At 70.7% G+C, this 24,317-nt stretch carries 20 protein-coding genes and 7 tRNA genes; 10 read left to right on the top strand and 17 right to left on the bottom strand.

Annotation, left to right across the window (positions count from 1 at the left end; translation table 11 throughout):
- From thrS to R0146_RS12865, 4 genes are all read right to left on the bottom strand, one after another.
- Positions 1–2,004 carry a threonine--tRNA ligase gene (thrS, locus tag R0146_RS12880; RefSeq protein WP_317690253.1) on the bottom strand — a complete coding sequence of 668 codons (2,004 nt, stop codon included), beginning with the start codon at positions 2,002–2,004 and terminating at the stop codon, positions 1–3.
- A gap of 178 nt (positions 2,005–2,182) precedes the next feature.
- On the bottom strand, positions 2,183–2,896 hold the full coding sequence (locus R0146_RS12875) for a type 1 glutamine amidotransferase (RefSeq protein WP_317690252.1): 714 nt from the start codon (positions 2,894–2,896) through the stop codon (positions 2,183–2,185).
- 157 nt (positions 2,897–3,053) lie between these two features.
- Entirely contained in the window at positions 3,054–3,692 is a 639-nt protein-coding gene (locus R0146_RS12870; protein ID WP_317690251.1) for a response regulator, read from the bottom strand.
- Entirely contained in the window at positions 3,680–4,903 is a 1,224-nt protein-coding gene (locus R0146_RS12865; protein WP_317690250.1) for a sensor histidine kinase, read from the bottom strand. Before R0146_RS12865 ends, R0146_RS12870 begins: the two co-directional genes overlap by 13 nt.
- Positions 4,904–5,028: 125 nt before the next feature.
- On the opposite strand from R0146_RS12865, the gene R0146_RS12860 reads away from it, so the two are divergent.
- Positions 5,029–6,099 (top strand): fatty acid desaturase family protein, encoded by a 1,071-nt coding sequence (locus tag R0146_RS12860; protein ID WP_317690249.1) that lies wholly within the window; start codon positions 5,029–5,031, stop codon positions 6,097–6,099.
- Between the two features lie 152 nt (positions 6,100–6,251).
- Here the strand turns inward: R0146_RS12860 and R0146_RS12855 are convergent.
- The 3 genes from R0146_RS12855 to R0146_RS12845 all read right to left on the bottom strand — a co-directional run bounded on the left by R0146_RS12855 (position 6,252) and on the right by R0146_RS12845 (position 6,548).
- Positions 6,252–6,326, bottom strand: a tRNA-Val gene (locus R0146_RS12855).
- Position 6,327: 1 nt separating this feature from the next.
- Positions 6,328–6,398 (bottom strand) — tRNA-Cys (locus tag R0146_RS12850).
- Positions 6,399–6,475: 77 nt separating this feature from the next.
- Positions 6,476–6,548, bottom strand: a tRNA-Gly gene (locus R0146_RS12845).
- Positions 6,549–6,704: 156 nt separating this feature from the next.
- Here R0146_RS12845 and sppA point away from each other — a divergent pair.
- Positions 6,705–8,351 (top strand): signal peptide peptidase SppA, encoded by a 1,647-nt coding sequence (gene sppA / locus R0146_RS12840; protein WP_317690248.1) that lies wholly within the window; start codon positions 6,705–6,707, stop codon positions 8,349–8,351.
- Positions 8,352–8,468: 117 nt separating this feature from the next.
- A complete protein-coding gene (locus tag R0146_RS12835) occupies positions 8,469–10,052 on the top strand; it encodes an alkaline phosphatase D family protein (protein WP_317690247.1) in 1,584 nt (527 codons plus the stop codon).
- A gap of 67 nt (positions 10,053–10,119) precedes the next feature.
- Here the strand turns inward: R0146_RS12835 and R0146_RS12830 are convergent.
- The 3 genes from R0146_RS12830 to R0146_RS12820 all read right to left on the bottom strand — a co-directional run bounded on the left by R0146_RS12830 (position 10,120) and on the right by R0146_RS12820 (position 10,442).
- Positions 10,120–10,194 (bottom strand) — tRNA-Val (locus R0146_RS12830).
- Position 10,195: 1 nt separating this feature from the next.
- Positions 10,196–10,266, bottom strand: a tRNA-Cys gene (locus R0146_RS12825).
- A gap of 103 nt (positions 10,267–10,369) precedes the next feature.
- Positions 10,370–10,442, bottom strand: a tRNA-Gly gene (locus tag R0146_RS12820).
- Positions 10,443–10,715: 273 nt separating this feature from the next.
- Between R0146_RS12820 and R0146_RS12815 the strand changes: the two genes are divergently transcribed.
- The 3 genes from R0146_RS12815 to msrB all read left to right on the top strand — a co-directional run bounded on the left by R0146_RS12815 (position 10,716) and on the right by msrB (position 12,432).
- Positions 10,716–10,790 (top strand) — tRNA-Val (locus tag R0146_RS12815).
- Positions 10,791–11,113: 323 nt separating this feature from the next.
- Positions 11,114–11,929 carry a sirohydrochlorin chelatase gene (locus R0146_RS12810; RefSeq protein WP_317690246.1) on the top strand — a complete coding sequence of 272 codons (816 nt, stop codon included), beginning with the start codon at positions 11,114–11,116 and terminating at the stop codon, positions 11,927–11,929.
- Positions 11,930–11,988: 59 nt separating this feature from the next.
- The gene (gene msrB / locus R0146_RS12805) at positions 11,989–12,432 is read left to right on the top strand and encodes a peptide-methionine (R)-S-oxide reductase MsrB (RefSeq protein ID WP_317690244.1); all 444 of its coding nucleotides are present in this window, start codon (positions 11,989–11,991) and stop codon (positions 12,430–12,432) included.
- A 112-nt stretch (positions 12,433–12,544) separates the two neighbouring features.
- Here the strand turns inward: msrB and hemQ are convergent, their stop codons facing one another.
- Both hemQ and hemE read right to left on the bottom strand, forming a co-directional pair.
- Entirely contained in the window at positions 12,545–13,243 is a 699-nt protein-coding gene (gene hemQ, locus R0146_RS12800; protein ID WP_411567204.1) for a hydrogen peroxide-dependent heme synthase, read from the bottom strand.
- A 24-nt stretch (positions 13,244–13,267) separates the two neighbouring features.
- A complete protein-coding gene (gene hemE, locus R0146_RS12795; RefSeq protein WP_317690242.1) occupies positions 13,268–14,317 on the bottom strand; it encodes a uroporphyrinogen decarboxylase in 1,050 nt (349 codons plus the stop codon).
- Positions 14,318–14,492: 175 nt separating this feature from the next.
- Between hemE and R0146_RS12790 the strand changes: the two genes are divergently transcribed.
- The gene (locus R0146_RS12790; RefSeq protein WP_317690241.1) at positions 14,493–15,095 is read left to right on the top strand and encodes a DUF3000 domain-containing protein; all 603 of its coding nucleotides are present in this window, start codon (positions 14,493–14,495) and stop codon (positions 15,093–15,095) included.
- A gap of 1 nt (position 15,096) precedes the next feature.
- Complete coding sequence (locus R0146_RS12785; protein WP_317690240.1) at positions 15,097–16,341, top strand: HRDC domain-containing protein; 1,245 nt, start codon at positions 15,097–15,099, stop codon at positions 16,339–16,341.
- A gap of 30 nt (positions 16,342–16,371) precedes the next feature.
- Here the strand turns inward: R0146_RS12785 and dxs are convergent, their stop codons facing one another.
- Together dxs and R0146_RS12775 are read right to left on the bottom strand one after the other, a co-directional pair.
- Positions 16,372–18,303, bottom strand: a complete 1,932-nt coding sequence (gene dxs / locus R0146_RS12780; protein WP_317690239.1) for a 1-deoxy-D-xylulose-5-phosphate synthase — start codon at positions 18,301–18,303, stop codon at positions 16,372–16,374.
- A 61-nt stretch (positions 18,304–18,364) separates the two neighbouring features.
- Entirely contained in the window at positions 18,365–18,790 is a 426-nt protein-coding gene (locus tag R0146_RS12775) for a hypothetical protein (protein ID WP_317690237.1), read from the bottom strand.
- Between the two features lie 449 nt (positions 18,791–19,239).
- Between R0146_RS12775 and R0146_RS12770 the strand changes: the two genes are divergently transcribed.
- Complete coding sequence (locus R0146_RS12770) at positions 19,240–19,953, top strand: ABC transporter ATP-binding protein (protein WP_317690235.1); 714 nt, start codon at positions 19,240–19,242, stop codon at positions 19,951–19,953.
- Positions 19,950–21,551, top strand: a complete 1,602-nt coding sequence (locus R0146_RS12765; protein WP_317690234.1) for a hypothetical protein — start codon at positions 19,950–19,952, stop codon at positions 21,549–21,551. The genes R0146_RS12770 and R0146_RS12765 overlap by 4 nt, the downstream gene beginning before the upstream one ends.
- Before the next feature lie 94 nt (positions 21,552–21,645).
- Here the strand turns inward: R0146_RS12765 and R0146_RS12760 are convergent, their stop codons facing one another.
- Genes R0146_RS12760 through R0146_RS12750 form a run of 3 tightly spaced genes read right to left on the bottom strand, consistent with a single transcriptional unit; the run spans position 21,646 to position 24,224 of the window.
- On the bottom strand, positions 21,646–21,957 hold the full coding sequence (locus tag R0146_RS12760) for an AzlD domain-containing protein (protein WP_317690233.1): 312 nt from the start codon (positions 21,955–21,957) through the stop codon (positions 21,646–21,648).
- A gap of 16 nt (positions 21,958–21,973) precedes the next feature.
- Positions 21,974–22,666 (bottom strand): AzlC family ABC transporter permease, encoded by a 693-nt coding sequence (locus tag R0146_RS12755; protein WP_317690232.1) that lies wholly within the window; start codon positions 22,664–22,666, stop codon positions 21,974–21,976.
- Positions 22,667–22,676: 10 nt separating this feature from the next.
- Entirely contained in the window at positions 22,677–24,224 is a 1,548-nt protein-coding gene (locus R0146_RS12750; protein ID WP_317690230.1) for an amidase family protein, read from the bottom strand.
- Positions 24,225–24,317 lie beyond the last annotated feature (93 nt).

Genomic DNA, 24,317 nt, shown 5'->3' with positions numbered 1-24,317 from the left:
TCAGACCTGGACCTTGCGCTCGATCGCGTCGACGATCTCCGTGATCGCCTCGTCGATCGGGACACCGTTCTTCTGCCGACCGTCGCGGTAGCGGAACGAGACGGCACCGGCCTCCCGGTCCTCCCCGCCGGCGATCAGCATGTAGGGCACCTTCTGCTTCTGCGCGTTGCGGATCTTCTTCTGCATCCGGTCGTCGGAGGAGTCCACCTCGACGCGTACGCCGCGGGCCCGCAGCGTGTCGGCGACCTGCTCCAGGTACTCGGTGAACTCACCGGCGACCGGGATCCCGACCACCTGGACCGGCGCCAGCCACACCGGGAACGCGCCGGCGTAGTGCTCCAGCAGCACGCCGAAGAACCGCTCGATCGACCCGAACAGTGCCCGGTGGATCATCACCGGCTGCTGGCGGGAGCCGTCGGCCGCGGTGTACTCCAGGTTGAACAGCCCCGGCTCGAAGAAGTCCAGTTGGATCGTCGACAGCTGCCAGGTCCGTCCGATCGCGTCCTTGGCCTGGACCGAGATCTTCGGGCCGTAGAAGGCTGCGCCGCCCGGATCGTCGACGAGCTCCAGGCCGGAGGCCTGGGCGACCTCGGCGAGCGTACGGGTCGCCTCCTCCCAGGTGGCGTCATCGCCGACCGACTTCTCCGGGTCACGGGTCGACAGCTCCAGGTAGAAGTCGTCGAGGCCGTAGTCCTTGAGCAGGTCGAGGACGAAGGTGAGCAGGCGGGTCAGCTCGTCCTTCATCTGCTCGCGGGTGCAGTAGATGTGGGCGTCGTCCTGGGTGAAGCCGCGGGCCCGGGTGAGGCCGTGCACGACACCAGACTTCTCGTAGCGGTAGACCGACCCGAACTCGAACAGCCGCAGCGGCAGTTCCCGGTAGGAGCGCCCGCGCGACTCGAAGATCAGGTTGTGCATCGGGCAGTTCATCGGCTTGAGGTAGTAGTCGACGCCCGGCTTGACCACCGTGCCGTCCGCGTCGCGCTCCTCGTCGACCCGCATCGGCGGGTACATGCCGTCGGCGTACCAGTCGAGGTGCTTGGAGGTCTCGAACAGGTGCCCCTTGGTGATGTGCGGGGTGGAGACGAAGGAGTAACCGGCCTCCAGGTGACGCTGCCGGGAGTAGTTCTCCATCTGCATCTTGATCAGCGCGCCCTTGGGGTGGAAGACCGGCAGACCGGAGCCGATCTCCTCAGGGAAGGAGAACAGGTCGAGCTCGGTGCCCAGCTTGCGGTGGTCGCGCTTGGCGGCCTCCTCCATCCGGGTCTGGTAGTCCTTCAGCTCGTCCCGCGACGGCCAGGCGGTGCCGTAGAGGCGCTGCAGCTGCTGGTTCTTCTGGTCACCCCGCCAGTAGGCGGCCGAGGACCGGGTGAGCGCGAAGGCCGGGACGTAGCCGGTGTGCGGCACGTGCGGGCCGCGGCACAGGTCCTCCCAGGCGCGTTCGCCGTTGCGGCGGACGTTCTCGTAGATGGTCAGCTCACCGGCGCCGACCTCTGTCGCCGAGCCGTCCTCGGTGCTGGCCGACCCCTTGTCGGTGATCAGTTCCAGCTTGAACGGCTCGTCGGCGAGCTCCGTACGGGCCTCCTCGTCGGTGACGACCCGACGGTGGAAGCGCTGCTTCTCCTTGATGATCCGCTGCATCTGCTTCTCGAGGGCCTTCAGGTCCTCGGGGGTGAACGGCTCGTCTACCAGGAAGTCGTAGTAGAAACCGTCGGTGATCGGCGGGCCGATGCCCAGCTTGGCCTCCTCGTGCAGGTTCTGCACGGCCTGGGCGGCGATGTGCGCGCAGGAGTGGCGCAGGATGTTGAGCCCGTCGGGGCTGCCGATCAGGACCGGTTCGACGGTCGCCCCGTCGGGGACGGGGAGGTGGAGATCCTTGATCTCCCCGTTGACGCGGCAGGCGACGATCGTACGATCCTCGCCGAACAGGTCCAGACCCGTGGTGCCGTCGTCGAGGACCTCGCTCGAGGTGTCGGACGACCGGACCAGGGACACAGTGATGGACACGGCGGTTTCCTCTCTCCCCGCCCGGATGTCGCACACATACCGGGTATGCGGCCGGGCAGGCTCATGGTCGGGGACGCCGGTGGCGTCGGTCCCCGAGCCTACCGCGCCGGGCCGCCGGAGGATCCCAGCGGACAGGCCGGTCGGAGGGACTTCCGGCACGAGAGGGGACGGCGAGGGGTCAGGCGGCGGCCGCCAGCCTGGCGTGGCGGACGAAGCCACGGACCAACTGCTCGGCCTGCCGGGCCAGTGCGGGTGCCTCGGCGGTCACCTCGCGCGAGTGCTCCACCAGCAGCCGGCCGGCCTCCTCCCCCGGCCCGCCCGCGCGGCCGACGAATCCGTCGCGCCAGCTGTCGAGGGTCCGCGGCGTCACTTCGGGATGGAACTGGACGCCCAGATGCGGCCCGTGCCGGAAGGCCTGGACGCATTCGGCGCTGGTGGCCAGCACCTGCGCATCGCACGGGGCGATGATCTGGTCGTGGTGGAAGGAGTACCACCGACCGCCCGGGATCTGCTCGGTGTCAATGGATTCGACCGGGACCAGGCCGGTCTCTGGCCTCTCGGCACGCACGACGCGTCCGCCGAGGATCCGCGACAGCAGCTGCGCACCGAAACACACGCCGAGCACCGGGACACCCCGGCCGACGGCCTCGGCGATGTAGCGGGACTCGCGGTCCAGCCAGGGCACGTCCCGATCGAGGACCGAGTCGAGTGATCCCATCACCACCAGCATCCGGATGCCGTGATCGAGCCGGGGCGGATGCTCGGCAGCGGTGAAGGACGCGATCCGCACTCCGAGCCCGCGCCGTTCGAAAGCGGGGCCCAGGGTGCCCAGGTGGGCGGTTTCGTGACCGGTGGTGACACCGTGGACGAGGGCGAGCACCGAGTGCGTCATCGGAAGCCTCCTGTGACTGACCGACCGGCCTGCCCCTCAGTCTGGTGACCATCTGTGACACCCGCGTTACGGGTCGATGGGGGTTGTGTTGCAGCTCGCCGGGTCCGGCCCCGAGGGTGGCCCGGTCGGTCCCGCCGTGGGGCGCGACCGCCCGCGCTCAGCGCTGCAGGTAGGCCAGCACCGCCAGCACCCGGCGGTTGTCATCGTCGGAGGAGACCAGGTCGAGCTTGGCGAAGATGTTCGCGATGTGCTTGCCGACCGCCCTCTCGGTGATCGACATGGCGTCCCCGATCGCGGCGTTCGAACGGCCCTGCGCCATGTGCTCCAGCACCTCACGTTCCCGTGGGGTGAGGGCGGCGAGCGGGGCGCCACGACGCCGCAGCAGCTGGGCGACCACCTCGGGATCCATCACGGTGCCACCGGCGGCGACCTGACGTACGGAGCTGATGAACTGGTGGACGTTGGCGACCCGGTCCTTGAGCAGGTAGCCGACGGCGCCCTCCTCCGAGGCGAGCAGTTCCCGGGCGTACAGCTGTTCGACGTACTGGCTCAACACCAGGATCGGCAGGCCCGGACGGCGGCGGCGGGCCTGCACGGCCGCCCGCAGGCCCTCGTCGGTCCCGGTCGGTGGAAGGCGTACGTCCAGGATGGCCACGTCGATGTCGGGACGCCCGAGCGCCCGGACCAGCGACGGTTCGTCCGCGACGGCCTCGACCACCTCGATGTCATGGGCCTCGAGCAACTGGATCAGTCCGGCCCGGAGGAGCGCATGATCTTCGGCGACTAAGGCACGCACGGCAGCTCCATGGTGAGGATGGTGGGCCCACCCAGTGGGCTGGTCACCGCCAGTGTCCCATCGAAGGTAGCCAGCCGGCGGCGGATGCCACTGAGTCCGCTGCCCCGGCTCTCCTCGGCGCCGCCTCGTCCGTCGTCACGTATCACCCCGCGCAGGGTGCCGGGCCCCAGCTCCAACGCGATGTCGCCGCGGTCGGCGCCGGAGTGTTTGACGACGTTGGCGAGCGCCTCGGAGATGACGAAGTAGGCGCAGGCCTCCACCGGAGCGGGCAGTCTGGCCGACTCGTCGGCACCGAATCCGCGGACGCGTACGTCGATGTCCAGCGGCAGGTCGAGGGCCAGCGCGCGGACCGCGCCGACCAGACCGCGGTCAGCCAGCACCGGCGGATGGATCCCGTGGACCAGGCGCCGCAAGTCCTGCAGTGTGGCGGTCACCGAGTCCTGGGCCTCCTCGAGCAGTCGGCGGGCCCGCTCGGGGTGGGCGGCGATCAGCTCCTCCGCCAGGCCGACGGTCATCCCCAGACTGACCAGGCGGACCTGGACCCCGTCGTGCAGGTCCCGCTCGATCCGGCGGATCTCCTGGGCCGCGGAGTCGACGCTGTCGGCCCGGCTGGTGGTCAGGGCGGCCACCCGGCTGCTGAGGACGGCGGTCCGCGACGGTCCGAGCATGGCGTTGGTGATCGTGGCCCAGGCTCGGACCAATGGCGGTGTCGCGTACCACCATGCCGTCAGCAGGCCCGCGGCCAGGAGCCAGCCGACCAGGCCCTGCAGCCACCAGTCGGCGAGAGGGACCACCCACGGCGTCAGCGCCACGAGGGGCAGCAGAACGGCGGCCGCCGCACCGGCGAGGAACACCGGAGGAAGCAGCACCAGGGACAGCCCGGCGGTGGCGTTGACACCGATCCACAGCAGGTCGCGCCAGGTCGCCTCGTCGGTCAGCAGCGCACGGACGACCACGAAGAACCCGCGGTGCTGCGGCCTCTCGGAGCGGTAAGGACGCGCCACGTCACGGCCGAGCACGTAGCCCGCACCGCTGCGGTGGGCGTTGAGGAGCCGGCGACCGACCCAGACGGCACCGATCAGCAGCGGGATGCCCACCCACAACACAGTGAGCGGCAGGCTGACCAGGACGACCACCCCGGGGATCAGGCAGACCACCGAGAGCAGCGCGGCGATCAGCGCCACCAGGGTCAGTTGCAGTCGCCGCTTCATTGCTCCATCATCTCGCGCCGTCCAGGGCGGACGGCCCCGTTCGTGGTGACAGGGGTGCCAGCACCCCTGGTGATCCGGGTGCTGCCCCCAGTGCTCGCCCCGGCCCAGGAGCCGAGACTCGATGTATGACGACACACCTGGAAGCACCGGTCGGACCGGCAACGGCCCCCGTCCCTCCTCCGGACGGGCTTCGGCAGAGCTCCTTCCGACCCCTGATCAAGCGGATCAAGGCCCGTGGCCTGATGGCCGGGACGACCCGCTACTACCTGGTCACCGGCGTCGCCCTGGTGATGGTCCTCGCCGCCGTCGTCGCCGGCCTGGCCCTGCTGGCGGGTAGCTGGTGGACGCTGCTGCTGGCCCCGCTGCTCGCGATCACCTGGGGACAGGTCAGCTTCGTCGTCCATGATGCGGGCCACCGGCAGCTACCAGGCCCACGCTCCGTGAGCGATCGGGTCGGCCTGGTGGCGGCGAACATTCTGCTCGGTGTCAGCTTCGGCTACTGGAACGACAAGCACGACCGCCATCACGCGAACCCGAACCACGAGGGTCTCGATCCCGACGTGGCCGAGGGCATCATCACCTGGTCGGAGCGCCAGCACGCGAAGAAGACTGGGCTCGGCTTGTGGGTGTCGCGCCACCAGGCCGCCCTGTTCTTCCCCCTGCTCACCTTCCAGGGGTGGCTGCTGCAGGTCGAGGCCATCGGCTGGCTGGTGCGCCGGCCCCGCGGAACCCGCGCGGTGGAGGGGGCGTTGCTGGCGCTGCACTGGTCGCTGTATCTGGGCCTGCTGGTGTGGCTCCTCTCACCGCCGCAGGTGCTCGCCTTCATCGTCGTCCACCAGGGCATCTGGGGCTTCCTGCTGGCGTCGGTCTTCGCACCGAACCATAAGGGAATGGAGATGCCCGAGGGGCAGCAGACCAGGCGCGACCACCTGCAGAAGCAGGTGCCGACATCCCGCAACATCATCGGCTCACCCCTGGTCGACTTCTTCATGGGCGGTCTCAACTACCAGGTCGAGCATCACCTGTTCCCGTCGATGCCGCGGGCTCATCTGAAAGACGCCCAGCCGATCGTCGAGGAGTACTGCCACGAGATCGACATGCCCTACGTCAAGGTCGGGATGATCGAGTCGTACGGCCAGATCCTGCGCTATCTGCACGCCGTCGGCAACGGCCGGCAACCCGAACGGCTCGTCTGACCGGGTGCTGGCCGGCCGCCCGGACGACCTCGCGGGAGACCTGAGGCCGAGCGTCCGGTGTCGCGCCGCGGGAGCCGGTTCGTCCGTCAGCGGTGAGGTCGAGCCCGCACAAGAGAAGAGCCCCCCGGGACGTCCGGGGGGCTCCTGCAGCATGGTGGGCGGTACTGGGTTCGAACCAGCGACCTCTTCCGTGTCAGGGAAGCGCGCTACCGCTGCGCCAACCGCCCGAGGTGGAGACGGGATTTGAACCCGCGTGCACGGATTTGCAGTCCGTTGCCTCGCCTCTCGGCCACTCCACCGTCGAAGGATCTTCGCCTGAGGGAGGCCGTACGTGCTGAGGCCGTACGGATCCGCCCCGGGGGCGGGATCCGCTCCGAGCGGACGACGGGATTCGAACCCGCGACCCTCACCTTGGCAAGGTGATGCTCTACCAGCTGAGCCACGTCCGCATGGATGCCGGCAGCCCCTGCCGGGGCGACCATCATCACTCGCTGCCCCGGATTCCCCCCGGGGCGTTGAGAAACTCTAGCCGACCGTCCGGAGCCGGCGCAAATCGGCGCGCCTCCCACAGCAGGTCGCGCCCGGGCCGCTCGTACGCTGGACGCATGGCTGACTTCACCGATCGTCTCGCCGCCGCCGTCCGTACGATCAGCGACACCGCCCGCCCCAGCTCCCAGCCCCGCCCAGACTGGGCGGTGGTGGACCTGCGCGGCGCCTATCCCGAGCACTCCACCCTGAACCTGCGCAGCCTGCTGGCCGGCACCGAGTCGTTCGAGGCGCTGCACACGAAGGTGGAGCGGCTGGGCGCTTCCGACCACATCTCCCACGTGTTGGTGCGCGTCGGCACGCTCACCGTCGGGGCCGCAACACTCGACGCGATCGCCGAACTGTTGGCCACGCTCGCGGCGCGCAAGCACGTGGTCGCATCCCTGCCCACGATCAGCGCCGGCACCCTGCTGCTCACCCGCACCGCGCGGGAGATCACCGCTCCCCCGTCGGCCAGCGTGCTGCTGACCGGCCCGGCCGCCGAGCGCACCTATCTCGGCGGCTTCCTCGGAGCACACGGTGTCGGGTTCGAGACCGAACGGATCGGGCGCTACAAGTCGGCGGCTTCGACCTTCACCGACGACTCGATGGACGATGCCGAGCGCGAGCAACTGCAGGCCTACCTGGACACCGTCCGCGACCAGTGGGCGGCCCGGGTGGCTGCGGATCGCGGGCTGCCGCTCGATCAGGTGGCCGGCTGGCTGAGCGCCGACCTGGTCACCGCCGAACAGGCGGCCGCCGCCGGAGTGATCGATCGGGTGGCGTACGACGACGAGATCGTGCAGATCGACCCGGCGGCACGGATGGGTGCCCTGGAGTTCGTTCTGCCCACGGTCGACCGGGCGTCCCGGCGCACCGTCGGGCTGATCCGCCGCGCGGCCGGCGCGGACCGGGTGGCGGTGGTGCGGGTCGAGGGGATGATCGTCTCCGGTCCGAGCCGTCCGGGCACCCCGTTCTCCGCCCCGACCTGCGGGTCGGACACGGTCGTGGGCCAACTGCGCACCGCCAAGGCCGATCGGTCGACGAAGGCGATCGTGCTGTCGGTCAACTCCGGCGGGGGGTCTGCGGTGGCCTCCGATCTGATCAGCCGCGAGATCGCCACCGCGCAGGTCCCGGTGGTGGCCTCGATGGACGATGTCGCCGCGTCGGGCGGCTACTACGTGGCCTCGAGGGCGCGGGAGATCGTCGCCAGTCCCTTCACGCTGACCGGATCGATCGGGGTGATCATGGCGCGGCCGGTGCTGCGTGACCTGCTGCAGCGCCACGGCATCGCCATCGACCGGCTGGGTGATGACCGGGCACTGATGTTCTCCGCCGCCCGCGAGCTGACCGATGACGAGCGGGCCTTCCTCCACGCCATGGTCGTCGACGTGTACGACCGGTTCGTCGACGAGGTGGCCGCGGGGCGTCATCGGGACCACGACGAGATCGACGCGATCGGGCAGGGCCGCATCTGGAGCGGCGCCGATGCACTGCGGGTCGGTCTGATCGACCGTTTCGGGGATCGTACGGCCGCCGTCGAGCGGGCCCGGGAGCTGGCCGGGCTGCCTGCCTCGGCACCCGTGTGGCGCCCCTCACCGCGTCCGCACCGCGGACCGCTGGCCGCCGTGCCGGAGCTGGGACGCGGCGTCGAGGGGCTGCTGGAGCCGTTCGGCCAGGAGAAGGTGCTGACGCTGCTGCAGCCGGGGCTGCGCGTGCGCTGGTGAGGGCGAGCGGGTGGCGGACCGTCCCGGGAGATTCACGGCAACCTCGATCACCGTTCATCGGGACGCCACCTGTCGTCTCTAGCGTCCCGGGCGATCACGTTCTCCCGGGAGGTTCTCATGTCCTTGTCCCTGTCCCGCCGTTCCCTGCTGATCGCCGGCGCGGCGGCCGGCGCCATGACGATGGCTCCGCCGCTGGTGGCGTCGGCGGACCCGCGCGTCGGGTCGGATCCGTTCGCCTGTGGCGTCGCCTCGGGTGATCCGTGGCCCACCAGTGTCGTGCTCTGGACGCGGCTGGCTCCGGAGCCCACCGCCCTCGACGGCTTCGGCGGGCTGCGCGATCCGCTCCAGGAGATCCCGGTCAGCTGGGAGATCTCGACCGATGAGGCGTTCTCCTCGCACGGCGTCGTGCGCCGTGGGGTCGAGCTGGCCACCCCGCGATGGGGCCACTCGGTGCACGCCGAGGTCGACGGCCTGGAGCCAGGCCGTGAGTACTGGTACCGCTTCCGCGTGGGCAACGAGGTCAGCATGGTGGGTCGTACGAAGACCGCGCCGGCACCCGATGCCGATATCGCGTCGTTCACCTCGGTGCTGGCCACCTGCCAGAACCTTCCCGCGGGCTACTTCACCGCCTTCCGCCACATCGCCGACGAGCAGGTCGACCTCGTCCTGCACGTGGGTGACTACATCTACGAGGGCGGCGCGGCGGGCACCATCGGCCGCCCGCACGCCCCGCTCAAGGAGATCTGGGACCTGGCCGACTACCGCGTCCGCTTCGGGCAGTACAACGCCGATCCCGACCTGATCCTGGCTCGCCGGTCGGCTCCGTTCATGTGCGTCTTCGACGACCATGAAGTCGAGAACAACTGGGCCGCCGACAGGTCCGAGATCGACAAGGAGGCCGACCAGGACCGCGAGGTGTGGCTGGCGCGCCGCGCTCGGGCCCTCCAGGCCTGGTACGAGAACCTGCCGGTCCGCAAGGCCCAGCGTCCGGTGGGGCCGGACGTGCAGGCGTACCGCCACCTGCGCTTCGGCCGCCTCGCCGACGTGCACATGGTCGACACCCGCCAGTACCGCTCCTTCCAGAACGATCCGAAGACCAACGTGACCGATCGCTGGCTCCCGGGCCGCACCATGCTCGGCGCCGCCCAGGAGAAGTGGCTGCTCAACGGCCTGGCCGACAGGTCGGCGCGGTGGCGCGTGATGGCGGACCCGGTCCAGATGGCTCAGCAGGACGCGGCCGCCGGGGACGCCGTCAACGTGCCCAACGATCCGTGGGACGGCTACGCCTGGTATCGCACCCACCTGCTCAGCCAGGTCCACGACCTCGGCGTGACCAACTTCGTCCACATGGCCGGCAACGGCCACTGGAACATGGCCTCCGACCTGCTGGTCAACTTCGACGAGGCGGACTCCCCGGTCGTCGGGGCCGACTTCATGGCGACCTCGATCACCTCCGGTGGCGACGGCTCGGAACAGGACGCGACGGCCCGGAACCGGATGGCCGCCAGCCCGTGGCTCAAGCTGGCCAACACCCGCCGCGGCTACCAGAAGACGGTCTACACCAAGGCTGAGTTGCGCCAGGAGATCAAGGTGCTGCCGTACGTGACGAAGCCGGACGCTCCGGTCTACACCCGCGCCACCGCGGTCGTGCGCGACGGCGTCCCCGGCATTTCGGACATGATCCGGGGCACCATCGTCTGACCGGTCCGACCGCGCGACGTCGGCGCGGAACAGCTGAGGGCCCCGGGGATCACCCCGGGGCCCTCTGTGGTGGGCGGTACTGGGTTCGAACCAGCGACCTCTTCCGTGTCAGGGAAGCGCGCTACCGCTGCGCCAACCGCCCGAGGTGGAGACGGGATTTGAACCCGTGTACACGGATTTGCAGTCCGTTGCCTCGCCTCTCGGCCACTCCACCAGGTGAAGAACTCCCACCCGGGGCGACACCGCGCTCCGGGTGATCCCGGTGCTTCGCAGGCGTCAGATCCTGCTGGGGTTTCCCAAGGGCGAGACCCTCTCCGAGCGGACGACGGGATTCGAACCCGCGACCCTCACCTTGGCAAGGTGATGCTCTACCAGCTGAGCCACGTCCGCAGCGAATCGTGCAACCCGTACGGGTCACCTTCATCACCAGCACCCCGGCGACCGAGGCGCGATCAGGAACTCTAGCAGTCCGACTTCGAGGGGCCAAATCCGTTCATCGCCCGGATCCCGCCTCCCGTCGGCACCCGCTCCCGACATCGCGCCGCCCGTCTCCGTTCGGCGAAGAGATGTCTACCAGAGCGAGTTACACCGATGCAACTTCGCCCACCACCCACCGCCGATTTGGCGACCCGGTCGAGTCGTGGCTATTGTTGGCTCTCGCACGGGCGGTTGGCGCAGTGGTAGCGCACTTCGTTCACACCGAAGGGGTCGCTGGTTCGAATCCAGTACCGCCCACCATCGAAAGGCGTTCCGGCCAGGTGAAACGCTCCTCCGGGTGATCCCGGAGGAGCACACCTCGGGGCATGATCTGCCCGGCCGGGTCGGCCCGAGGCACACCCTCGACAGGCCGGCCGCGGATTCTCCTTCCCACAGTGTCATGTTGACCACATTGTGAGCACTGGTCCCAGCAGGTGATACGGCAACTTGCATTACCCGTGAATTCCGGGTCACAGTTCTCCTATCCACCTTGTGAGACGCCGTCCCAGGACGGCGCTCCTGACCAATACTCCCCGGCCACACGTCCGGAGCATCCGGAGGCTCGGGGGGGAAAGGAACCGGCAATGACGGCCCCGGCCCTCGTCCTGCTCGCCCATGGCCACAGCGATCCCCAGATCGCCGAGATCACCCATGCGATGCGGAACGAACTCATGGCCAGGTGCCCGGAGCTGGTCGTACGGGCGGCCTATCTCGGCGGATCGGGGCCTTCTCCGGTCCAGGTGGCCAGCAAGCTGGCCCGGCTCGGCACCGAGGAGATCGTCTTCGTGCCGCTCGAGGTCGGCTGCGCCTACCGCGCCAGCGCCGTCGTCTGTGCGGCGATCGCCCGCGTCGAGTCGGCCTGTCCCGATCTGCGGGTCCAGCTGTCGCGCCCCATCGGCCCGGAGCCGATCCTGCTGACCATGCTGGACCGTACGCTGCGCCAGGCCCTCAGCGACCACCACGTGACCGAACTGGACGGACTGGTGCTCTCCACCTCGGGCACCCAGGACGTACGCAGCCGCGCACTGCTGGCCCGCCGCACCCGCCAGTGGGGCATGCACCACAAGCTGGCCTGCGTGACGGCGTACGTCGACGAGACCGGACCGTCGGTCGAGGAGGCCATCCAGACCCTGTGGAACCAGGGCCGCCGGCACGTGGCGGTGGGGTCGTGGTTCCTCAGCACCTCGGATCTGTGGGCACACCAGGCGGAGGCAGCACTGAGCGCCGGCGCGGTCGTGGTCAGCCGTCCGATGACCGCAGGCCCGGAGGTGGCCGAGCTGGCCATGCACCGCTACGTGGTGGGCGCGATGGATCTGATCGACTTCGGCAGCCTGGTGCCGCAGGTCGAGGCCGGCGACGACCTCGACCTGTCCCCCGAGCTGCACGCCATCGGCGCCTGAGGCACTCTGGCGCCTGCGTCGCACCTGACCCGACAGTGAGCCGGATTACACTGGCCGCCATGACGTCCACACCCCGGGATCCCCAGGAACCGACCCTGACATTGACGGACCAGGAGTGGCGCGCCCGACTCTCCCCCGCCGAGTACCACGTGCTGCGCGAGGCGGGCACCGAGCGACCGTTCACCGGCGAGTACGAGACGACGACCGCCACCGGCGTCTACCGGTGTCGCGCCTGCGGCGCCGAGCTGTTCCGCAGCACGGAGAAGTTCGACGCACACTGTGGGTGGCCGGCCTTCTGGTCACCGCTGGCCGAGGACCGGATCGTCGAGCTGGTCGACGACAGCCTGGGCATGCGACGCACCGAGGTGCGCTGCGCACGGTGCGGCTCGCATCTGGGCCACGTCTTCGAGGGCGAGGGCTTCGACACCCCCACCGACCTGCGCTACTGCATCAACAGCATCTCGCTGACGTTCGAGGAGACGGACCGACCGTCCGGCGACTGACCGGCCGGTGCAGGCCTGCACAACGATCGGGCCTGCACAACGATCGGCGCCGCACAACGATCGGGTGAGCCGGCGGCCGACGCCGCGAGCTCACCCGATGTGTGAAGGATGCTCAGAGCGCCGGATCCCAGCGGTCGACCAGCTCGATCAGGTCGTAGCGGCGCCCGGTGTAGAAGGGCACCTCCAGACGGGTGTGCCGACGGGCCTCGGCGCCCCGCAGGTGACGCATCAGGTCGACGATGCGGTGCAGTTCGTCCGCCTCGAAGGCGAGGATCCACTCGTAGTCGCCCAGCGCGAACGACGAGACGGTGTTCGCCCGGACATCGGGGTAATCGCGGGCCATCATGCCGTGCTCGGACAGCAGCCGGCGACGCTCCTCGTCAGGCAGCAGGTACCACTCGAGCGAGCGGACGAACGGGTAGACCACCAGGTACGGATGCGCCTCCTCCTCGGCCATGAAGGCCGGGACGTGGCCCTTGTTGAACTCGGCGGGACGGTGCAGCGCGACCTGCGACCAGACCGGCTCGAGCGTACGGCCCAGCCGCGAGGCGCGCAGCGTGTTGTACGCGGCCTGCAGGGTCTCCACCTGGGGGGCGTGCCACCACACCATCAGGTCGGCGTCGGCGCGGAGGCCCGACACGTCGTACCAGCCACGGACCACCAGATCGGCGTCCTCCTCCTGGTAGCCGGCCAGTGCGGCCAGCGCCTCCTGGGCCGCCTCGACCCCGATGGTCGGGTCGGTCCGCCGGAACACGGACCACATGGTGTAGCGGATAGTGTCGTTGATCTCGCGTGCCTTCTTCACGGCGATGCCTTTCTGGAGAGTGGACGGGGGTCAGCGGGCCAGTGCTTCGGCCCGCAGGGCCGGGCCCTCCTGATGGATGAAGGCCACCAGTCGGGTCAGCACGTCGGGATCGGCGGTGGCCGGCACCCCGTGGCCGAGGTTGAAGATGTGACCGGGAGCGGCAGCGCCGGCCCGGATGACGTCGCGGGTCCGCTCCGCGATGACCTCCCACGGCGCCGACAGCAGCGCTGGGTCGAGGTTGCCCTGGACCGCGCGACCCGGACCGATCCGGCGGGTCGCCTCGTCGAGCGGCACCCGCCAGTCGACGCCGACGACATCGGCCCCGGCGCCACCCATCAGCCGCAGCAACTCCCCGGTGCCGACGCCGAAGTGGATCCGCGGCACGTCGGCCACCCGGGACAGCACTTGGGCCGAGTGCGGCTGGACCCGCGTCGCGTAGTCGTACGGGGCGAGGCTGCCGACCCAGGAGTCGAAGAGCTGCACGGCCTGGGCGCCGGCGTCGATCTGCACCCGCAGGAAGGTGGCCGAGATCCGGGCCAGCTTCTCACACAGTTCGTCCCACAGCAGCGGCTCACCGGCCATCAGTGCCTTGGTCCGCGCATAGTCCTTGCTGGGCCCGCCCTCGACGAGGTAGGAAGCGAGGGTGAACGGCGCCCCCGCGAAGCCGATCAGTGCCTTGTGCGGGGCGAGCTCGGCGCGGATCGTACGGATCGCTTCGGCGATGTCGGGGATCGACTCCGGGTCCAGGTCCGGGAGGTCGCGGATCTGCTGCGCCGTACGGATCGGCTCGGCGATCACCGGCCCCACCCCGGCCTTGATCTCGAGGTCCACCCCGGCGGCCGCCAGCGGCACCATGATGTCGGAGAAGAAGATCGCGGCGTCCACGTCGTGACGCCGTACGGGCTGCAGGGTGATCTCGGTCACCAGCTCCGGGCGGCGACACGACTCCAGCATCGGCACGCCCTCACGCACGGCCCGGTACTCCGGCAGGGACCGCCCGGCCTGGCGCATGAACCACACGGGGAGAGCGTTGCCCTGCTGTCGGGCGGCAGCGGACAGCAGGCTGGGGGTTTCAGTCACCGGGTCATCCTCGCATGCCGCACCGACCACCTGCCGGTCGTCCGTCCCGCACCGCGGCCCTCGCGTACGGCACCCCCCGCGTACGTCACCCCGAGCACGGCGCCCTGCCGTGCCACCCCTCGGGACCCGGCGAGTCGCTCAAGAGTCCGGCGCCCGGGCAGCCTACCCTACAGGGGTGGCAGCTCATCCTGATCCCACGGCAGCACCGACCCCGTTCCAACGGGTGGTTGCCGATCTGCGGACACACCAGTGGCGTGCCGGTGTGACGATCGAGGAGATCCCCTCGCCGCAGCGGGTCGCACCGTACGCCGTCGCGATCACGGTGGACCTCACGCACCGTGACCAGGACCTCGGCACCGGGCGCGTGGTGATCCTGCACGACCCCGACGGCGTCGACTCCTGGCAGGGTAGCTTCCGGGTCGTCGCGTACGCCAAGGGGGAGGTGGACCCGGAGATGCTGACCGACCCGTTGCTCGCCGAGGTCGGCTGGTCCTGGCTGTTGGACGCTCTCGCCTCCCACGAGGCGACGTACGTCGCACCGAGCGGCAACGTCGCCTGCATGTGGGGCCGCTCCTTCGGGGCACTCGAGGAAACGCCGCTGCAGGCCGAGATGGAGATCCGGGCGTCCTGGACCCCGCGGCTCGACGCGGACGGCGGCGGCATCGCCGCCCACCTGGACGCGTTCGCCGAGCTGCTCTGCGACCTCTGCGGCATCCCTCCCCTGCCCGAGGGGGTCGTGATGATGACACCGCTGCGACAGCGTCGGCAGGAACGCTGACATGGACGGTGACATGGACGATCCCGACAACGAACTGCCCACCCTGCTCACCCCGCGTGACGGCACCCCCTCGGTCACCGACACCGATGCCGGCTACGAGGCGATGATCGCCGCCCTCGCCGACGGCCGGGGCCCCCTCGGCATCGACACCGAACGGGCGCACGGCTTCCGCTACTCCCCCAAGGCCTGGCTGATCCAGCTGCGCCGCGAGGGGGCCGGCACCTATCTGCTCGACCCGGTCGCACTGGCCCCCGACGACGAGCTGGCCGACCTGTCCGGGCTGCGCGACGCGGTCGCCGACGCGGAGTGGGTGATCCACGCCGCCACCCAGGACCTGCCCTGTCTGGTCGAGGTCGGGCTGAAACCGGATCGGCTGTTCGACACCGAGCTCGCCGGACGGCTGCTCGGCTACCCGAAGGTGTCGCTGGGGGCGATGACCGAGCAGTTCTGCGGAGTGCACCTGCTCAAGGAGCATTCGGCGGCGGACTGGTCCACCCGGCCGCTGCCGGAGGACTGGCTGGCGTACGCCGCCCTCGACGTCGAGCTGCTCGGTGAACTGCGCGACGCAATGGCCACCGAGCTCGTCGCCGCGGGCAAGGACGAGTGGGCCCGCCAGGAGTTCGCCTACCTCGTCGAGGACGCGGAGCGGCGCCGTCCCGCCCGCGAGGAGCCCTGGCGACGGGTCTCCGGCCTCCACGACGTGCACGGACGCCGCCAGCTCGCGCTCGTCCGCGAGCTGTGGACGGCCCGCGAAGGCATCGCCGCCCGTCGGGACAAGGCACCGGGACGGATCCTCAACGATCGGGTCATCATCGCCGCGGCCACCCGGCCCGGACTCACCGCCGGCAATCTGGCCGACCTCTCCGGCTTCCGCAAGGGGGTGGCCAAGCGCTACCTCACCGTGTGGTCCGACGCGGTGCGCCGGGTGGAGACGATGGCTCCGGAGGAGTACCCGGCGGTCCGCCCTCCGCGCCGCGGCCACGGCGCCCCGCGGACCTGGCAGGGCCACAACCCGGAGGCGTACGCACGCTTCACGACCGCCCGGGAGGCGCTGCACCGGGTGGCCGAGCAGCACACCCTGCCGCCGGAGAACCTGCTCGCCCCCGACACCTGGCACCAGCTGTGCTGGCAGCCGCCGCGCTCGATCAGCCCGGTCGCCGTGGACGAACTGCTCGCTGCCGCCGGCGCCCGACGGTGGCAGCGCGAACTCACCCGGGAGCCACTGGCCGCGGCGCTGGCCGGCTGAGCGTCCGCTGCCGCCTGAGGCGGTCGGCTGTTACTGCGTGTCCTTCAGCCGGCTCCGATCGATCGCCGGCTCCACCGGCGGCAGGTCCAGCCGCAGCATGTGCTCGACCACCGAGCGGGCGATCTCCTGGCCGGTCAGTCCGAGATCGGCCAGGAGCTGACCTCGTGACCCCTGGGCCAGGAAGCGATCAGGGATCCCGAACGCCTGCATCGGCGTGGTGATCTCCCGATCGGTCATCGCCTGTTCGAGCCGGGCACCCACGCCGCCGACGACACAGTTGTCCTCGATGGTGACCACCAGGTCGTGGTCGGCGGCCAGGTCGAGCAGGTCATCGCCGACCGGCAGCGCCCAGACCGGGTCGACGACGGTCGCCGGGATGCCCTGCTGGGTGAGGCGCCGACCGACGTCGAGACCGGTGCCGACGAACTGGCCGTACGCCACGACGAGCACCCGCGGCCGCCCCTCGGAGGCGAAGAGCACGTCGACCGCGCCGTGGTGGCTGATCGCGTCGATGTCGTCCGGCAGCTTGTCCTTGGAGAAGCGGACCAGCGACGGGGCGTCGTCGATGTCGACCGCCGTGTTGAGGGCTTCGCGGAGCCGCTGGGCGTCTCGCGGCGCGGCCATGTGCAGGCCCGGCACGACCTGGAACACCGACATGTCCCACATGCCGTTGTGGCTCGCGCCGTCACTGCCGGTGATCCCGGCCCGGTCGAGGACGAAGGTGACACCGGCACGGTGCAGGCCGACGTCCATCAGCACCTGGTCGAAGGCCCGGTTGAGGAAGGTCGAGTAGACCGCGATCACCGGATGCAGGCCCATCGCCGCCATCCCCGCTGCGGAGGTCACCGCATGCTGTTCGGCGATCCCGACGTCGAACGTACGATCCGGGAAGGTCGCCGCGAACCGGTTGAGACCGGTCGGGTGCAGCATCGCCGCGGTGATCGCCACCACATCCTCGCGCCGGCCGCCGATCCGGACCAGTTCCTCGGCGAAGATGTCGGTCCAGGTGGCCGTGACGATGCTGGACAGCGGTTCACCGGTGTGCGCATCGATCTGGCCGATCGCGTGGAACCGGTCCTCCTCGTTCTGCTCCGCGGCCCGGAAGCCGTGCCCCTTCTGGGTGATGCAGTGCACGATCACCGGCCCGCCGAAGTCCTTCGCCTGCGCCAGAGCGCGCTCCAGGGCGGGCTCGTCGTGGCCGTCGATCGGCCCGACGTACTTCAGACCGAGGTCGGCGAAGAGGCCCTGCGGCGCCAGGACGTCCTTGAGCCCGATCTTGAGGCCGTGCAACAGCTCGTACGCCGGCCGACCCACCAGTGGGGTCCGGCTGACGTTGCGCTTGATCATGTCGAGCAGGTCCTCGTAGCGGCGATCGGTGCGCATCACGGCGAGGTGCTGGGCCAGTCCGCCGACGGTCGGGGTGTAGGAACGCCCGTTGTCGTTCACCACGATGACCAGGCGCAGGTCGTCCTGGACGGCGATGTTGTTGAGGGCCTCCCAGGCCATGCCACCGGTCAGCGCCCCATCACCGACGAAGGCGACGACCGTACGATCCGTCTCGCCCTTGAGTTTGAGCGCCTTGGCCATGCCTTCGGCCCAGGACAGCGCGGCCGAGGCGTGGGAGTTCTCGACCCAGTCATGTCCGGACTCCGCCCGGCTCGGGTATCCCGAGAGGCCGCCGAACTGACGGAGCTGGTCGAAGCCGTCCTGGCGGCCGGTGAGGATCTTGTGCACGTAACTCTGGTGACCCGTGTCGAACACGATCGGGTCGTGCGGCGAAGTGAAGGTGCGGTGCACTGCCAGGGTCAGCTCGACCACGCCGAGATTGGGCCCCAGATGACCGCCGGTGCGGCTCACATGGGTGATGAGGAAGTCACGGATCTCCGTGGCCAACTCGTCCATCTGGGTGCGGGTCAGGTCTCGCAGGTCCGCCGGACCCTGGATCCTCTCCAACAGTGGCATGCAGATCAGTCTAAGGGGCCACCCCGTGGATACTCGACTTTCGATGGGGCCACCGGCACACTCACATCTTCGGCACGAAGGTGGTGCCGCGCAGCGCGTCGTCGACCAGACCGATGCCGATCCGCACCGCCCGCAGCCGGACAAGTTCCTCGCGCCAGATCCGCACCGCCTCCTCGACGACGGGCGGCTCGACCTCGTCGCGCAGGCTCACCCGGGCCCTCGCCAGACCCTCCTCGGAGGCTGCCACCTGCGCCTCCACCACCTGGGCGGCGAACTGCGCGAGCACGACCGGATGGCGCCGCAGCAGCGCATAGCCGCGGAAGTCCGCCGGACAGCAGTCCAGCAGGAAGGCCACCGCGCTGCGCTCCCAGTCCTCCTCCCCCGGCGGCCGCACCGCCCGGGGCCAGGCCGTGGGCAGGAACGGCGGCTCCGACGGTCCTCGCTGCCTGCCGGAGGCTCGACCATCCGCTCCGGAGTGATCAGACATCCGGCCGTCCGCCGGCCGACGACCCTGCCCCGGTCGCCACTCCCCTTGTCGTATCGCCGCCATGGCACCCCCTCAACCTAATCGTACATCTGTTCGTTACAGTAGAGCGGTGGGCAGACACCGCCGGTCGCCGGTCGCCGGGCGACGGTCGACGAAGCCGCCCACAGTGAGGCACCCGTCGATCGAACATCAAATCTCCAGCTATTATGTATCGCAAGCTAACTGGTCGTCCGATATTCTTTGGATCGTGCGTCGCCCAGCAGCACCACGTACGACCCCGGGACGTACGACCCCGGGACGCCCACCCACGACGAGCGATCCGGCACGACAAGTGACCCGGTACGGCCACCGATGCACGATCACCCCGTACGCCCCACCACGTACAACACGACGAAGCACCCCACGGACGGTCCGCTGCGACGGCCCGCTGCAGACCAAGGAAGGCCCTGATGCTGGAGATCTCGCACCTCACCCATCGCTTCGGCAGCACGCTGGCGGTGGACGATCTGACCCTGACCGTCCCCGACGGTCGGATCACCGGTTTCATCGGCCACAACGGCGCCGGCAAGTCGACCACCCTGCGCGCTGCGGCGGGCATCCTGTCCTTCACCGTGGGCACCATCACCATCGACGGCCACGACCTGCACGACGATCCGATCGCGGCCAAGCGCGCCACCGCCTTCCTTCCGGACAACCCCGATCTGTACGACTTCATGACCGGACTGGACTTCCTCGGGTTCATCGCCGACCTGCACCGGATCCCGCGCGCCGAGCGCCGGGAGCGCATCGCCACGTACGCCACGGCGTACGAACTCACCGACGACCTCGGAGGCGTGATCGGCGGCTACAGCCACGGCATGAAGCAGAAGCTGGCCCTGATCAGCGCCTTCCTGCGGCGCCCGCGCCTGCTGCTGCTCGACGAGCCCTTCCTCGGCCTCGACCCGGTGGCGTCGCACACTCTCAAGACCCACCTGCGGGCACTGTGCGCCGACGGCGGGGCGGTCCTCTTCTCGACCCACATCCTCGAAGTTGCCCAGACCCTGTGCGACGACATCGCGATCATCCGCCGCGGGCGGCTGGTCGTCTCCGGCCCGACCGCCGCCGTGGTCGGGGACGCCTCGTTGGAGGACGTCTTCCTCGAGCTGCAGGGGGATCGGCGATGACCCCGGCTCTGGCGCTCACCCGGGTCCAGCTGTGGGCCCTGCTGGTCGGGATGGGCGGTCGGACGAAGACCCGGCGTCGTTGGTCGGTGGCCGTCCTGGTGTCGATCGTGGTGCTCATCACCGCCGCCTTCAGCGGGCTCTACTCCGCCGGCGTCGCCCAGCTGCTCGTCGAGTCCCGCTCCGCCGACCTCGTGCTGGTGATCATGCCGGCGGTGACCGCGCTCGGCGCCGTCTCGGCGAGTGCTTTCGGGGTCAGCCGGTCGGTGCTGGGCGGCCGCGACGACACCCTGCTGCTCGCCCAGCCGATCCGCCCGAGCACGATCGCGCTGGCGAAGCTGGCGGCGGTCGCGACGCAGAACGTCCTGCTGATGGTGGTCTCGGTGCTGCCGACCGGCCTGGTGTGCGCCCGCCATGTCGCGGTGCCGGCCTGGTACTGGCCGGCGCTCCTCGCCGGCACGATCCTGCTGGCGCTGGCCACCACGGCGGTGTCGGTGGCCATCGCCCTGGTGTTCACGGTCGCCGCCCCGCGGCGCCGCGGTCGGGTCGTGGCCAACATCGCGATCCTGCTGGTCATCGTCGCGGCGACACTGGCCCTCGCCCCCGGCATCCGCCACGTCGAGGACCTGCTCCTCGCCGATCCCACCGCGGTCCGCACGGTGTTGGGCACCTGGGCGGCGGTGTTCATGGCGCTGCGTGACCTGGCCCTCGACGGGTCGCCCCGGGCCGCCGGCGTCCTGCTGGTGGTGGGCGTCGTGCCACCGGCAGCGGTCGCCTGGCTGGTCTCGGTGGCGTACGTTCCGCTGCTGGCCGGGCGACGCGACACTGCACCGACGGCCCATGGCCGCGGCCGGGCCGATCTGGCCGGGCTGGTGGTCCGTTCGCCTTTCGCGGCGCTGCTGCGGCGGGAGACCCACCGTTTCTTCACCAGCACCGTCTACCTGGTGAACAGCGGTTTCGGAGTCGTCCTGCTCCTTGTCGGCGCCGGCTGGCTGGTCGTCACCGGTGGGTTCCCGGCCGAGGTCGGGTCGATGGCGCAGGTGATGGGCGTGCCGTTGGCGGTGCTCGGCGCGGCCGTCCTCGTCGTGCCGGTCGTCCTCACCTGTACGACGGCGCCGAGCATCTCGCTGGAGGGCGATCGGCTGTGGATCCTGCGCGGAGCGCCGATCGCGCCCCAGCTGGTGCTCGCGGCGAAGGGCGCACTCAACGTGCTGGTCGTGCTGCCGGCCCTGCTCCTGGCGGGCGTCGTGCTGGCCGTGGTGACCGGCGCGGGCCTACTGGACGGGGCGCTGCTCCTGCTGGTCGGCGCACTGGCCACGGTGCTGGTGGCAGAGGCGGGTCTGGTCACCAATCTGCGCTGGCCGGTCCTGGACGCCCCCAGCGACGCCGTGGTGGTCAAGCAGAGCGTGAGCGTGCTGGTGGCGATGGTGATCGGGTGCGTCGCCGGTGTGGTGCTGACGGCGGTCGGCCTGTTGACCGGCCGAGCTCTCGGCGCCACCAGCGGCCTGGCCGCGATGGCGGTGGCTGCCGCAACCCTGGACCTGTTGCTGTTCATGGTGCTCCGCGGCTGGGGGGTGCGGGCCTTCCTCCGGCTGGAGTGACGCCGCGAAGCGCCGGGGCGGCCCTGGTCGTTCGGTCCGCCCCGGTCACTCCGTAGCCCAACCGCTGCGGGTGATCCCCAGCCGAGCAGGCGGGTCAGCCCCAGCCGAGCAGGCGGGTCAGCGCGGCGGCGACCGCGCCGAGGATCACCACCACCAGGAAGGGGGCGCGCAGTGCCAGCGCCACCGCGGCGACCCCGAGGGCGACCACCCGGGCATCCAGCACCAGTGCCGTGCCGCGGGCGAAGGTGTTCATCACCACCAGGGCGGACAGCAACCCGATGGTGAGCACCGTCGTCAGCCGGGTCATCGACGGATGCTCCAGCACCCGGTCCGGCATCAGGTAGCCCGACAGCTTCAGGCCGTACGCCGCCAGGCAGGCCAGCAGCACCCATCCCCACAGACTCATCGCTGCTCCCCCGTCCTCATCGCTGCTCCCCCGTCAGACGCGGATGGCCGGGCCCCCACAGCGCCCACAGCACCGCCACCAGCGCCGCGGCCAGGACCGGGATCCCGGCCGGCACGAAGGGCGTGGCCAGGGCGGTGACCAGGCCACACACCACCGCGATCGAGCCGGCCTCGCGGCGACGCAGCCGCGGCCACAACAACCCGAGGAAGGCGGCCACCGCCGCTCCGTCCAAGCCCCAGGTCCGCGGGTCGCCCAGCCCGGCGCCGATCAGCGCCCCGACCAGGGTGAAGACGTTCCACAGGACGAAGACCCCCAGACCGGCGGTCCAGAAGCCCCGCCGCACCTCGATCGGCTCGACCTGGCTGGATCCCACAGCGGTCGACTCGTCGATCGTCACCTGCGCGGCGGCGAACCGGCGCCACCTGCGGGGACGGAGCAGGGCGTTCATCGACACGCCGTAGACGGCGTTGCGTACGCCCAGCAGGGTGGCGGCCAGCGTCGCCGTGGCGCCTGCTCCGCCGCCGGCGAGAGTCCCGATGAAGGCGAACTGCGACCCACCGGTGAACATCAGCAGCGACAGCGCGCAGGTCTGCCAGACCGACAGGCCGGACGCGACCGCGAGGGCGCCGAAGGAGATGCCGTACAGGCCGGTCGCCACGGACACCGACAGTCCCAGCCGGACGGCGGGTGAGGTGAGGAGGGCGGGCACCCCCGCAAGCCTAGGCGAACACCGTCCGTTCCCCGGCCAGCAGCCGCCGGGTGAGCGCGACCAGGGCATGGTCGCTGCCCAGCGGGCCGACCAGGCTCAGTCCGACCGGCAGACGGCGGCGGGTGGCCAGCGGGATGGTCACCGCGGGGAGGCCGCCCAGCGGGCCGATCGCCGACAACAGGGCCGTACGATGCCGGCCGCGGCGCCCGGCCGCACCGCCCAGGTCGCGGGTAGGCGCGACCGTCGCGGTGGCCGGGACGAGCAGCACGCCGTTGCCGACCGCTTCGGCGACCGAGGCCCGGGCGGCGGCCTGGGCGCGGCGCACCCGCTCGGCGCCGTCGGTCGCCAGTGCCCGCCCGGAGCGCAGCGCCGCCTCCTGTTCCTGGCCCAGGTCGTCGGGATGGGCGAGCGCCCAGTCGCCGTACTGTCCGGCCGCCTCGAGATCACGGACGTCGCGGAACGTGTCGCCCCAGCCTGCCACGGTGCTGCGGGGCAGGTCGATCATCCGCAGCGGCGCCACCTCGTTGTCCCAGCGGCCGGTGATCGCGTCGATGGCGCGAAGGACGTCGGGGTCGGCGATCCGGAGCAGGTCGGGGCAGAGCAGCACCTCGTCGGGTTCGCGTCGGCCGGACTCCGCCAGCAGCGTCGTGGTGACGGCGGCGAGCGTGGCCAGGTCACGGGTGGCCCAGGCGACGGCATCCAGTGACGGGGCGAGGGTGGTCACACCGTCGGTCGAGACCGCACCGTGGGTGGACCGCAGACCGAAGAGGCCCTGATAGGCGGCCGGCACCAGCAGGGATCCGCCGCTGTCGGTGCCGAGGGCGATGTCAGCCTGGCCGTGGGCGACGGCGGCGGTCGCCCCGGACATCGCCCCACCCGGGATCCGGTCGACCGCCCGGGCGTTGATCGGCATGCCCGCCCCGCCGGCGCCGGTGCCGCCGAGGGCGAGATCCTCGAGCTGGGCCAGTCCGACCAGGTGAGCGCCGGCCCGCAGGGTGGCGGTGACGACAGCGGCGGATCCGGCGGCCGGTGTCGAGGCCGCGAGCACCGCAGCGTTGCCCAGCCCGGTCCGGTGTCCCGCCACCCGGATCACGTCGGCGACGGCCACCCCCCGTCCGTCGAGCGGGCCGGATCCAAGCGGGTCGACCAGTGGGGAGCCGGCCTCGCGCCAGATCCGCGGATCGAGGGCCGGCAACGGCGCGTCAACCTGAGCGGAGGCGATCCGCCAGCCCTCGGCGGTGCGCTCCCACAGCAGGGTCATCACGCCGCGCCCGCCGCTGGGGGCGCGGTGGGTGAGGGTGATCAGGGTGCCCGCCGGCCCGATCTCGCGCTGGTGGGTCTGCACCAGGTCCTCGATCACCGGCAGCGGATCGGCTCGGACCGCCTCCACCACGGCGGCGAACCCCACCACCATGCCGCCGGCGCGGCCGAGCAGGGTCTGTTCACCGGGCACGAAGAAGCGCTCGACCACGCGCGGGTCACCCACCCGCAGGGCGTCGACGAAGTCACGGAAGGTGGGGGCCAGACCGGCGTCGTGGCTCGGAATGCGCGGCGTCACGGCTCCACGCTAGCGCCGCGGTCGGTCGCTGTCCGGCACCTGTTCGGCGGGAAGGGCACCGGGTCGACGTTCCCGCGGGAACGTCACGCCGCC

Source organism: Raineyella sp. LH-20 (assembly GCF_033110965.1).
GTDB lineage: Bacteria > Actinomycetota > Actinomycetes > Propionibacteriales > Propionibacteriaceae > Raineyella.
The sequence above is the reverse complement of the archived record's forward strand: the minus strand, read 5'-3'. Positions and strand labels throughout refer to the sequence as shown.

Excerpts from the sequence above, each read along its gene's own strand:
- R0146_RS12875 (WP_317690252.1), bottom strand. The coding sequence starts at position 2,896 with ATGACGCACTCGGTGCTCGCCCTCGTCCACGGTGTCACCACCGGTCAC.
- R0146_RS12810 (WP_317690246.1), top strand. The coding sequence starts at position 11,114 with ATGACGGCCCCGGCCCTCGTCCTGCTCGCCCATGGCCACAGCGATCCC.
- R0146_RS12760 (WP_317690233.1), bottom strand. The coding sequence starts at position 21,957 with ATGAGTCTGTGGGGATGGGTGCTGCTGGCCTGCCTGGCGGCGTACGGC.
- R0146_RS12770 (WP_317690235.1), top strand. The coding sequence starts at position 19,240 with ATGCTGGAGATCTCGCACCTCACCCATCGCTTCGGCAGCACGCTGGCG.
- R0146_RS12860 (WP_317690249.1), top strand. The coding sequence starts at position 5,029 with ATGACGACACACCTGGAAGCACCGGTCGGACCGGCAACGGCCCCCGTC.
- msrB (WP_317690244.1), top strand. The coding sequence starts at position 11,989 with ATGACGTCCACACCCCGGGATCCCCAGGAACCGACCCTGACATTGACG.
- R0146_RS12775 (WP_317690237.1), bottom strand. The coding sequence starts at position 18,790 with ATGTCTGATCACTCCGGAGCGGATGGTCGAGCCTCCGGCAGGCAGCGA.
- sppA (WP_317690248.1), top strand. The coding sequence starts at position 6,705 with ATGGCTGACTTCACCGATCGTCTCGCCGCCGCCGTCCGTACGATCAGC.
- R0146_RS12785 (WP_317690240.1), top strand. The coding sequence starts at position 15,097 with ATGGACGGTGACATGGACGATCCCGACAACGAACTGCCCACCCTGCTC.
- R0146_RS12765 (WP_317690234.1), top strand. The coding sequence starts at position 19,950 with ATGACCCCGGCTCTGGCGCTCACCCGGGTCCAGCTGTGGGCCCTGCTG.
- R0146_RS12835 (WP_317690247.1), top strand. The coding sequence starts at position 8,469 with ATGTCCTTGTCCCTGTCCCGCCGTTCCCTGCTGATCGCCGGCGCGGCG.
- dxs (WP_317690239.1), bottom strand. The coding sequence starts at position 18,303 with ATGCCACTGTTGGAGAGGATCCAGGGTCCGGCGGACCTGCGAGACCTG.
- R0146_RS12865 (WP_317690250.1), bottom strand. The coding sequence starts at position 4,903 with ATGAAGCGGCGACTGCAACTGACCCTGGTGGCGCTGATCGCCGCGCTG.